The following is a 9,416-nucleotide window of genomic DNA, read 5'->3' as shown; positions in this document are numbered from 1 at the left end:
CCCGCTCGCGGCCCGGACGCCCAGGCCCAGGCCCAGGCCGAAGCCGCCCGGGTAGCCGGCGACGGGCCGACCGTCTCGTCCGGCACCGTCGAGGCGACGCGCGGTGCGCTCGACCAGCTCTCCCGCCTGCTCGTCAAGCCCGAACCCCGGACGGACGGCACGCTCGAGGGGCTGGTGCGGGAGATGTTGAGGCCGATGCTGCGCGACTGGCTGGATGCCCGGCTCCCCGCGCTGGTCGAGGACATGGTGGCGCGCGAGATCGACAGGATCACCTCCAGCCGCCGCTGACCCGCCGCGCCGCGCGACGGTCGCCCCGCAGTCCGGCGTCCGCCTTGTGTCCGGGAGGTGCAGCGTGTACGGCCGCGCCTCCCTCGGGCTGGTCGGAAACCAGCCCTCGCCAGGAGCCGAACCCGTGAAGAAAGACCTGCATCCCGACTATCACACCATCAAGGTGCAGATGACCGACGGGACCGTGTTCGAGACCCGCTCCACCTGGGGCAAGGAAGGCGCGACGATGCAGCTCGACATCGATCCGCTGGTGCATCCCGCCTGGACCGGCGGCCGGGGCACGATGCTCGACGCGGGCGGCCAGGTCGCGCGCTTCAACAAGCGGTTCGGTGGCCTGACGCTCAAGCGTTGATCGGTCGCGGCGGCGTTTACCCGTCGTTCACCACGGCATCCTAGGCCTTGCTTCCGCAAGGAGCAGGGTCACGATGTTCGCCGCCGAGTTCGAGCCTGCCACGACAAGCGGTCGCCGCCGGAGCCCGCGCGCGCCGGTGTCGCTCGACGCCAGGATAGGCTTGGGCGGCATGGGACGGGCATTGTGCAAGGTGGTCGACATATCGATCCACGGCGCCCGGTTGCAGACCTATACCGCGCTGAAGAAGAACGGCGTGATCTGGCTGACCCTGCCCGAGGTTGGTCAGGTCGCGGCCGATGTGATGTGGGCCGACGACTTCGTCGCCGGCTGCCAGTTCCATGCGCCGCTGGAGCCGTCCACGCTCGAGCATCTGCTGGCGCGCGGAGCATAGCGCCGCGACAGGCGACCGTTCGGACGGGGGCGAGGCGGGACGGGGCGGGGACGACGTTCGGCTAGGCCGCCGCCTTCGCCAGCCCCTTGGAGAGTTGCAGCGCGCCGTTCAGCCGCGCGGCGGGATCGCCCCAGGCGCGGGTGATCGCCAGCTTGCTGTCGGGACGCAGCTTCGCGACGCCGCCCAGCCGCTCGACATAGGCGAGCAGCGCCGGCACGTTGGGCGGCGTGTCGTCGTGGAACGCGACCAGCGCGCCCTTGGGGCCGAGGTCCATCCGCGCGACGCAGGCGCGGCGCGCGTTCAGCTTGATCTCGATCACGGTGACGAGGTTGGCGGTCGCGGGCGGCAGCGGCCCGAACCGGTCGATCATCTCCGCCGCGAACGCCTCGATGCCGCCCTTGTCGTCCACCTCGTTGAGCCGGCGATAGAGACCCATGCGCAGGTCGAGGTCGGGAACGTACTCCTCGGGGATGAGGATCGGCGCGTCGACGTTGATCTGCGGGCTGAAGTCCTTCGGCCGCGACCGGATGCCGCCGGCCTTGGCCTCCATGATCGCCTCCTCCAGCATCGACTGGTAGAGTTCGAAGCCGACCTCCTTGATGTGCCCCGACTGTTCGTCGCCCAGCATGTTGCCCGCGCCACGGATGTCGAGGTCGTGGCTGGCGAGCTGGAATCCCGCGCCCAGTGAGTCGAGGTCGGACAGGACCTTCAGCCGCTTCTCCGCCGCCTCCGTCACCATCCGCTCGGGCGGCGTCACCATATACGCATAGGCGCGTGTCTTCGACCGGCCGACCCGCCCGCGCAGCTGGTAGAGCTGCGCCAGGCCGAACCGGTCGGCGCGGTTGACGATCATCGTGTTGGCGGACGCGATGTCGATGCCGCTCTCGATGATGGTGGTCGACACCAGCACCTCGAACTTGCGGTCGTAGAAGGCGCTCATCCGCTCCTCGACCTCCGTGGGGGACATCTGGCCGTGCGCGACGACGTAGCGCACCTCGGGCACCTCGCGGCGGAGGAACTCCTCGACATCGGGCAGGTCCGCGACGCGCGGCGTGACGACGAAGCTCTGGCCGCCGCGGTAATGCTCGCGCAGCAACGCCTCGCGCAGCACCACCGGGTCCCACGGCATGACATAGGTGCGCACCGCCAGCCGGTCGACCGGCGGCGTCTGGATGACGGACAGGTCGCGGATGCCGCTCATCGCCATCTGGAGCGTGCGCGGGATCGGCGTCGCGGTCAGCGTCAGCATGTGGACGTCGGCGCGCAACGCCTTCAGCCGTTCCTTGTGGGTGACGCCGAACCGCTGCTCCTCGTCCACCACGACGAGGCCCAGCCGCTTGAACTCGATGTTCCTGGCCAGCAACGCGTGGGTGCCGATCACCACATCGACCGTGCCCGCCGCCAGCCCGTCGCGGGTCGCCCTGGCCTCGCTGGCCGTGACGAGCCGGGAGAGCCGGCCCATCTTCATCGGAAAGCCCTCGAACCGCGCGGAGAAGTTGTTGAAGTGCTGACGCGCGAGCAGCGTCGTCGGGCAGACGACCGCAACCTGCTTGCCCGCCATCGCCGCGACGAACGCGGCTCGCAACGCGACCTCCGTCTTGCCGAAGCCGACGTCGCCCACGCCCAGCCGGTCCATCGGCTTGCCCGCCTGGAGGTCGTCGATCACCTCGGCGATCGCGCGCTCCTGATCGTCGGTCTCCTGATAGGGGAAGCGGTCGACGAAGCTCGGATAGCCCGCCTGGTCGGGCTCCAGCACGTCGCCGGGATGGAGCGCGCGTTCGGCGGCCGTCGCGATCAACTCGCCGGCGATCTCGCGGATGCGCTCCTTCATGCGGCTCTTGCGCCGCTGCCAGGCCTCGCCGCCCAGGCGGTCCAGCGTCGCGACCTCGTCCGACGAGCCATAGCGGGAGAGGACGTCGATGTTCTCGACCGGCACGAACAGCTTGTCGCCGCCCGCATAGGTCAGCGCGACGCAGTCGTGCGGCGCCTTGCCGACCGGAATCGAGGTCAGCCCCTCGTAGCGGCCGATGCCGTGATCGGCATGCACCACCAGGTCGCCGGGCGACAGCGTGGCGAGTTCGGCGAGGAACGCGTCGGCGGACTTGCGCCGCTTGGCCCGGCGGACCAGCCGGTCGCCCAGCATGTCCTGTTCGGTGAGCACGGCGACGCCCGGCGCGGTGAAGCCGTGGTCGAGCGGGAGGACGATCAGGGCGACGCCGTTCGTCGCCCCTCCCCCTGCGACGCCCAGCGCCTCCTGCCAGGTCTCCACCGGGCGCATCGCCGTCAGCCCATGGTCCTTCAGCACCCCGGCCAGCCGCTCGCGCGCGCCCGTCGAATAGCTCGCCAGCACCGGCCGCCGCCCGTCGCGGCGCAGCCGCTCGACATGCGCGACCACCGCCTCGTACACGTTCTCCTGCGCAGCCCGCTCGGGCGCGAAGTCGCGCGGACCGTCGACGTCGAAGTCGAGCACGCTGGCCGACACGGGCTCGTGGAACGGCGACACCAGATGCGCGACCGCGCCCGCGAGCGCCTCCGCCCACTCCGCGCCGTCGAGGTACAGCGACTTGGCGGGAAGGGGGCGATAGCTGCCGGGCTGCGCCGCCTCGGCCCGCTTGCGGTTCTCGTAATAGTCGGCGATTCCGTCCATCCGGCTCTCCGTCGCCGCGGCGACGCCCGGATCGCGGACCATGACCACGCCTTCGCCCAGATGGTCGAACAGCGTGGCCAGCCTGTCCTCGAACAGCGGCAGCCAGTGCTCCATCCCCGCCAATCGCCGTCCGTCGCTCACCGCCTGATACAGCGGGTCGCCGGTCGCGGTCGCGCCGAACCGCTCGCGATAGCGGCCGCGGAACCGCTTGACCGAGTCCTCGTCCAGCAGCGCCTCGGACGCCGGCAGCAACGTGAACCGCTCGATGCGTCCGGTCGTACGCTGGTCGACCGGGTCGAAGGTGCGGACGCTCTCGATCTCGTCGCCGAAGAAGTCGAGCCGCAGCGCATGGTCCTCGCCGCTCGGGAACAGGTCCACGAGCCCGCCCCGCACCGCATATTCGCCCTGATCGTGCACCGTATCCGTCCGCGTATAGCCGTTCGCCGCGAGCAGCGCGGCGACCTTGTCGCGCCCGATCCGCTCGCCGCCCTTCAGCGTCGCGACGAGCTGGCGCACGCGGAACGGCGTCAACGTGCGCTGGGTCGCGGCGTTGACGGTCGTGAGGACCAGCTGCGGCCCCGTCGGCGCCGTCTGAAGGTGGTGGAGCGCGGCGATCCGCTCCGCCTGCACGCGCAGCGTCGGGCTGGCGCGATCATAGGGCAGGCAGTCCCAGGCCGGATACTGGACGATCTCCAGCTCCGGCGCGAAGTACGGGGCGGTCGCGGCGATCGCGCGCATCGTCGCCTCGTCGGGTGCGACGTAGACCAGCCGGCGCGGCGCGGCACGCGCGAGGTCGGCGAGCAGCGAGGGCAGGAACCCGCCCGGCACGCCGGACAGGGTGAGCGGCCGGGTCGCCGAGAGGATCGTCTGAAGGTCGGGCATCATGTCTGCCCCCTCCCGCGAGCGGGAGGGGTCGGGGGTGGGGAAGTCGTCGTCGGTGGTGGTGGCGGGTGCGCGTGCCCTATCCCTCCCTCAGGCGGGAGGGGGGTTTCAGCGCGCGATGGGGACGTAGTTGATCGCGCGCATCGCCGCCATCATCGCGCCGTCCCATTCGGGCGGGCAGGGGATCGATCCGATCGCCCAGCCCATGATGTCGACGTCCTGTTCCTCGATCAGCGCCTCGAACCAGTCGAGTTCGGCATCGGTCCAGACCGCGGCATGCGCGTCGAAGAAGCCGCCGATCATCAGGTCGGCTTCCTTGGTGCCGCGATGCGAGGCGCGGAACCTGGTGCGTTTGAGGCGGGTGTCGTGATCCATGATGCTCCAACGGCGAACGGTCGGCCGCGGCCGGAATGGTGGCTTGGCCATGCCCCTTCCGCCCGGGCTCGGCTTGTCGAAACCCTGTCCTTCTCCCACTCCGCGCGAGCAGGAGCGGTCCTTCGACAAGCCCGGGACGAACGGCTAGGGACCTAGGCAGACATAGTCATGCGTCCCGACATACTCAATCCGCTGTTCGCCGAGGTCGCGGCGCTGAAGGGCGTCGGCCCCGCGCTCGCGCGTCCGCTCGAACGGCTGCGCCTCCACCGCGTCGTCGACCTCCTGTTCCATCTGCCCAGCGGCTGGATCGACCGGGTGGAGCGCGACGAGCTGGCGATGGCGGACGCCGGCCGGACCGTGTCGATCGTGCTCACCGCGCGCAGCTATCGCGCGAGCGCCGGGCGCGGCCCGACCAGGGTGCAGGCGACCGACGCATCCGGCAATTACGCCAGCCTCGTCTATTTCGGCGGCGGATCGGGTTGGGCGAAGAAGGTCCTGCCGCTCGGCGAGCCCCGGCGCGTGTCGGGTCGGCTGGAGATGTACGGGCAGGAGCTTCAGATCGTCCATCCGGACTATGTCGGCGATCCCGCCGATCCGGACGGGCCGGCGGCGCGCGAGGCGGTGTACCCGCTCACGGAGGGACTGACCTCGCGGCGGCTCGCGGCGCTGATCGCGCAGGCGCTGGCGCGTGCGCCCGAGCTGCCGGAGTGGATCGAGCCTTCGCTGCTGGCGAAGCACGGCTGGCCCGGCTGGCGCGAGGCGATCGGGCGCGTCCATGCCGACCCCGCCGATGCCGTGGCACGGGCGCGCGTCGCCTATGACGAGGTGTTCGCCAACCAGCTCGCGCTGACGATCGTGCGCGCCGACCAGCGCAAGCGGCGCGGACGCGCGCTGGCGGGCGACGGGCGGCTGCGCGACGCGCTGTCGCTTCCCTATGCGCCGACAGGTGCGCAGGCGCGCACCATGGCGGAGATCGAGGGCGACCTGGCGCAGGAGGCGCCGATGCTGCGGCTGCTTCAGGGCGACGTGGGCGCGGGCAAGACGCTGGTGGCGGCGATGGCGCTGCTGGTGGCGGTGGAGGGGGGAACGCAGGGCGCGCTGCTGGCGCCGACCGAGATCCTCGCGCGCCAGCACCTCGACTCGTTGCGGCGGCTGTTCGCCGGCCTGCCGGTCGAGGTCGCGGCGCTGACCGGCCGGGACAAGGGCCGGGTGCGCGAGGGCGTGCTGATGGGGCTGGCCGATGGCAGCATCGACATACTGGTCGGCACCCACGCGATCTTCCAGGAGGCGGTGGCCTATCGCGACCTGGGCCTCGTGGTGGTGGACGAGCAGCACCGGTTCGGCGTCGCGCAGCGGCTGCTGCTGCAGGACAAGGCGCGCCGGCCGCCGCACCTGCTGGCGATGACCGCGACGCCGATCCCGCGCACGCTGACGCTCGCCTATCACGGCGGCCTGGACGTCAGCCGTCTCGACGAGATGCCGCCCGGCCGCCAGCCGATCGAGACGCGCGTGGTGTCGGAGGATCGGCTGGAGGAACTGGTCGCTGCGCTCGGCCGGCATCTGGGCGAGGGTGGCCAGGCCTATTGGGTGTGCCCGCTGGTCGAGGAGAGCGAGACGAGCGACATGGCCGCGGCCGAGGCCCGGGCGGCGGCGCTGGCGATGCGGTTCGGCGCCCTGGAGGATGGAGGCCGCGTAGGCCTGGTCCACGGCCGGATGAAGCCGGCCGAGAAGGATGCGGTCATGGCCGCGTTTTCCACCGGGCGCATCGGCGTGCTGGTCGCGACGACGGTGATCGAGGTCGGGGTGGACGTGCCCAATGCGACGCTGATCGTGATCGAGCATGCCGATCGCTTCGGCCTTGCGCAGCTGCACCAGCTGCGCGGGCGCGTCGGGCGGGGACCGGGCCGGTCGGTGTGCATCCTGGTACGCAGCGCCGCATTGTCAGAGACGGCGCGCGCGCGCCTCACGCTGATGCGCGAGACCGGCGACGGGTTCCGCATCGCGGAAGAGGATCTGAGGCTGCGCGGCGCGGGCGAACTGCTCGGCACCCGCCAGTCGGGAGAGATGCCGTTCCGCCTCGCCACGCCCGAGCTGCTCGCGGAACTGGTCCAGACGGCGAACGACGACGGGCGGCTGCTGATCGATCGCGACGGCGGTCTGGCGCAGGCGCGGGGACAGGCGGCCAGGGTGGCGCTGTACCTCTTCGAGCGCGATGCCGGCGTGGGGATGCTGCGGTCGGGCTAGGCGTTCGATCCCGCACTGTGGTGATAACGATCGACCATCATGCCTGGCGGGACGCTTCTGGCCCGGAACGCTCCGGCGCCGCAGAGCGCACCCTTCGCGCGTTTCAGCCAGCCATCCAGCGCCCGGACATCAGCGCATCGCGGACAGCGCCGATACATAGTCGCCGATCGCGACCGGCTGGTCGAACTGGCAGCCGATCCGTCCGCCCAGCGCCCAGCGGACCTCCGCCACGCGCGCGCCCACGGCCGGCAGCACGATCCGCAGCCGGTCGCCGATCGACAGCGGCACCTCGCATCGGGCCATCATCCCGTGCGGCGACATGTTGACGATCAGCATCGGCAGTGGGCATCCGGCGGCGATGTCGGTCGCGCGGGCGCGATGATGCACTTCGTCGCGGGGTTCCGTCCTGTGTTCGGGCGACGCGACGTGCGCCCAGTCCGTGGCCATCCGAGGGTCTCCTCCCGACATGGCTATCGACGGCAGGTGAACGGGCTGTAAACAAACCGTTATGGCGCCGGCGTGGACGGATCGTCAGGCGGCGGTCAGCAGGCCGTGGTTCCTGCGTCCCGCCGACACGCGGACGGGTTCCGCGCCCACCGCGATCGCCTGAAGGTCGTTTTGGACTCGCTCGCCCGCCACCCGTGCGCCGCCGCCCTTGATGAGCCGCCGCGCCTCTCCCTTGGATGCCGCGAGCCCAAGGCCGACGAGCGCGTCGACGATGCCGATCGATCCCGCGACGGCCAGGCTGGGCAGGGCCTCGCCGCCGGCGCCTTCCTCGAAGGTGCGCCGCGCCGTCTCCGCCGCCGCCTCCGCCGCCTGCGTCCCGCGGCACATCGCGGTCGCGGCGTCGGCGAGCGTCTTCTTCGCGGCGTTGATCTCCGCGCCCTCCAGCGCCTCCAGCCGCGCGATCTCGTCCAGCGGCAGATCGGTGAACAGCCGCAGGAACCGGCCGACGTCGCGATCGTCGGTGTTGCGCCAGAACTGCCAGTAATCCCACGCGCCCAGCGCATCCTCGTTCAGCCACACCGCGCCCGCCGCCGTCTTGCCCATCTTGGCGCCATCGGCGGTGGTGATGAGCGGGGTCGTGAGCCCGAACAGTTCGGCGCCGTCGATCCGCCGCGCGAGCTCGATCCCGTTGACGATGTTGCCCCACTGGTCCGATCCGCCGAGCTGGAGCCGGCAGGCCGCGCGCCGCGACAGCTCCAGGAAGTCATAGGCCTGGAGGATCATGTAGTTGAACTCGAGGAAGGTCAGCGGCTGTTCGCGATCGAGCCGCAGCCGCACCGAGTCGAAGCTCAGCATCCGGTTGATCGTGAAGTGCCGGCCGACGTCGCGCAGGAACGGGATATAGTCCAGCGCGTCGAGCCAGTCGGCATTGTCGATCATCACCGCGTCGGTCGGGCCGTCCCCGAACGTCAGGAACCGCTCGAACACCCGCCGGATCGACGCGATGTTGCCTGCGATGCCCGCATCGTCGAGCAGCCGGCGGCTCTCGTCCTTGCCCGACGGATCGCCGACCTTGGTGGTGCCGCCGCCCATGACAACGATGGGCCTGTGCCCCGCCTGCTGCATCCGGCGCAGCATCATGATCTGGACGAGGCTGCCGACGTGGAGCGACGGGGCGGTCGCGTCGAAGCCGATATAGCCTGGCACGACCTCCCGCCCTGCGAGCGCGTCCAGCGCGGCGGCGTCGGTCATCTGGTGGATGTAGCCGCGGGTCGACAGGATCCGCAGCAGGTCGGAGGAATAGGTGGTGGCCATCGCGCCACCCTCGCAAGCGGGAAGGAAGCTTACAACCCCGGCAGCTGCGTCAGCGGGTCGACCGGCGTGCGGCCCTTGCGCAGCTCGAAGTGGAGTTCAGGACGATCCGCGAAGCCGGTGTCGCCCGACAGCGCGATCGCTTGGCCGCGCTTCACGCTCTGCCCGCGCTGGACGAGCAGCTTGCTCGCATGGCCGTACACGGTGGTCCAGGCGTCGCCATGCCGCACGATGACGAGCCCGCCGAGCGCCGCGATGCCATCGCCGGCATAGGCGATCACGCCGTCCGCCGCGGCGTGGACGGGCGTTTCCACCGGCACCGCGATCTCGATGCCGTCGTTGCGATAGCCTGTCTCGCCATGCCCGAACCGCTTCACCAGCCTGCCGTCCGCGGGCCAGGCGAAACCGCCGCGCAGGCGGGCGGGCGCGCTGATCGCGGCGCTGGGCGGCAGGACGCGGGTCGCGGTCGCGATCGGACG

General features: G+C 71.0%; 9 protein-coding genes. 4 read left to right on the top strand and 5 right to left on the bottom strand.

The window, feature by feature from the left end; translation table 11 throughout:
- From HUV01_RS07980 to HUV01_RS07970, 3 genes are all read left to right on the top strand, one after another.
- Positions 1-288: DUF2497 domain-containing protein (locus tag HUV01_RS07980; protein ID WP_174297764.1), on the top strand; the 288-nt coding region annotated here is incomplete at its 5' end.
- A gap of 124 nt (positions 289-412) precedes the next feature.
- Positions 413-640 (top strand): 50S ribosomal protein L31, encoded by a 228-nt coding sequence (gene rpmE / locus HUV01_RS07975; RefSeq protein ID WP_174297763.1) that lies wholly within the window; start codon positions 413-415, stop codon positions 638-640.
- Positions 641-713: 73 nt separating this feature from the next.
- Positions 714-1,031 carry a PilZ domain-containing protein gene (locus tag HUV01_RS07970; RefSeq protein WP_174297762.1) on the top strand — a complete coding sequence of 106 codons (318 nt, stop codon included), beginning with the start codon at positions 714-716 and terminating at the stop codon, positions 1,029-1,031.
- A gap of 61 nt (positions 1,032-1,092) precedes the next feature.
- Here HUV01_RS07970 and mfd read toward each other — a convergent pair whose 3' ends face one another.
- Together mfd and HUV01_RS07960 are read right to left on the bottom strand one after the other, a co-directional pair.
- Positions 1,093-4,560, bottom strand: a complete 3,468-nt coding sequence (gene mfd / locus HUV01_RS07965; RefSeq protein WP_174297761.1) for a transcription-repair coupling factor — start codon at positions 4,558-4,560, stop codon at positions 1,093-1,095.
- 108 nt (positions 4,561-4,668) lie between these two features.
- Positions 4,669-4,935 carry a succinate dehydrogenase assembly factor 2 gene (locus tag HUV01_RS07960; protein ID WP_174297760.1) on the bottom strand — a complete coding sequence of 89 codons (267 nt, stop codon included), beginning with the start codon at positions 4,933-4,935 and terminating at the stop codon, positions 4,669-4,671.
- 168 nt (positions 4,936-5,103) lie between these two features.
- On the opposite strand from HUV01_RS07960, the gene recG reads away from it, so the two are divergent.
- Positions 5,104-7,179, top strand: coding sequence for an ATP-dependent DNA helicase RecG (recG, locus tag HUV01_RS07955; protein ID WP_174297759.1), 2,076 nt, complete (start codon positions 5,104-5,106; stop codon positions 7,177-7,179).
- 129 nt (positions 7,180-7,308) lie between these two features.
- On the opposite strand, the gene HUV01_RS07950 is transcribed toward recG, so the two are convergent.
- From HUV01_RS07950 to HUV01_RS07940, 3 genes are all read right to left on the bottom strand, one after another.
- Positions 7,309-7,626, bottom strand: coding sequence for a PilZ domain-containing protein (locus tag HUV01_RS07950; protein WP_174297758.1), 318 nt, complete (start codon positions 7,624-7,626; stop codon positions 7,309-7,311).
- Between the two features lie 84 nt (positions 7,627-7,710).
- Positions 7,711-8,940: a tyrosine--tRNA ligase gene (gene tyrS, locus HUV01_RS07945; protein WP_174297757.1), complete on the bottom strand. Its 1,230-nt coding sequence runs from the start codon at positions 8,938-8,940 to the stop codon at positions 7,711-7,713.
- 29 nt (positions 8,941-8,969) lie between these two features.
- Positions 8,970-9,416, bottom strand: a 447-nt coding sequence (locus HUV01_RS07940) for a murein hydrolase activator EnvC family protein (RefSeq protein WP_174297756.1), incomplete at its 5' end; no start/stop codon positions are given.

The sequence above is a fragment of the Sphingomonas bacterium genome, from assembly GCF_903643035.1.
Classification (GTDB): Bacteria; Pseudomonadota; Alphaproteobacteria; order Sphingomonadales; family Sphingomonadaceae; genus Sphingomonas.
Note: the sequence above shows the minus strand (reverse complement) of the source record. Positions and strands in the feature narration are given on the sequence as shown.

What these genes read in the sequence shown, in the direction of transcription:
- mfd (WP_174297761.1), bottom strand. Translation starts at nt 4,560, where the DNA reads ATGCCCGACCTTCAGACGATCCTCTCGGCGACCCGGCCGCTCACCCTG.
- tyrS (WP_174297757.1), bottom strand. Translation starts at nt 8,940, where the DNA reads ATGGCCACCACCTATTCCTCCGACCTGCTGCGGATCCTGTCGACCCGC.
- HUV01_RS07970 (WP_174297762.1), top strand. Translation starts at nt 714, where the DNA reads ATGTTCGCCGCCGAGTTCGAGCCTGCCACGACAAGCGGTCGCCGCCGG.
- HUV01_RS07950 (WP_174297758.1), bottom strand. Translation starts at nt 7,626, where the DNA reads ATGGCCACGGACTGGGCGCACGTCGCGTCGCCCGAACACAGGACGGAA.
- HUV01_RS07960 (WP_174297760.1), bottom strand. Translation starts at nt 4,935, where the DNA reads ATGGATCACGACACCCGCCTCAAACGCACCAGGTTCCGCGCCTCGCAT.
- recG (WP_174297759.1), top strand. Translation starts at nt 5,104, where the DNA reads ATGCGTCCCGACATACTCAATCCGCTGTTCGCCGAGGTCGCGGCGCTG.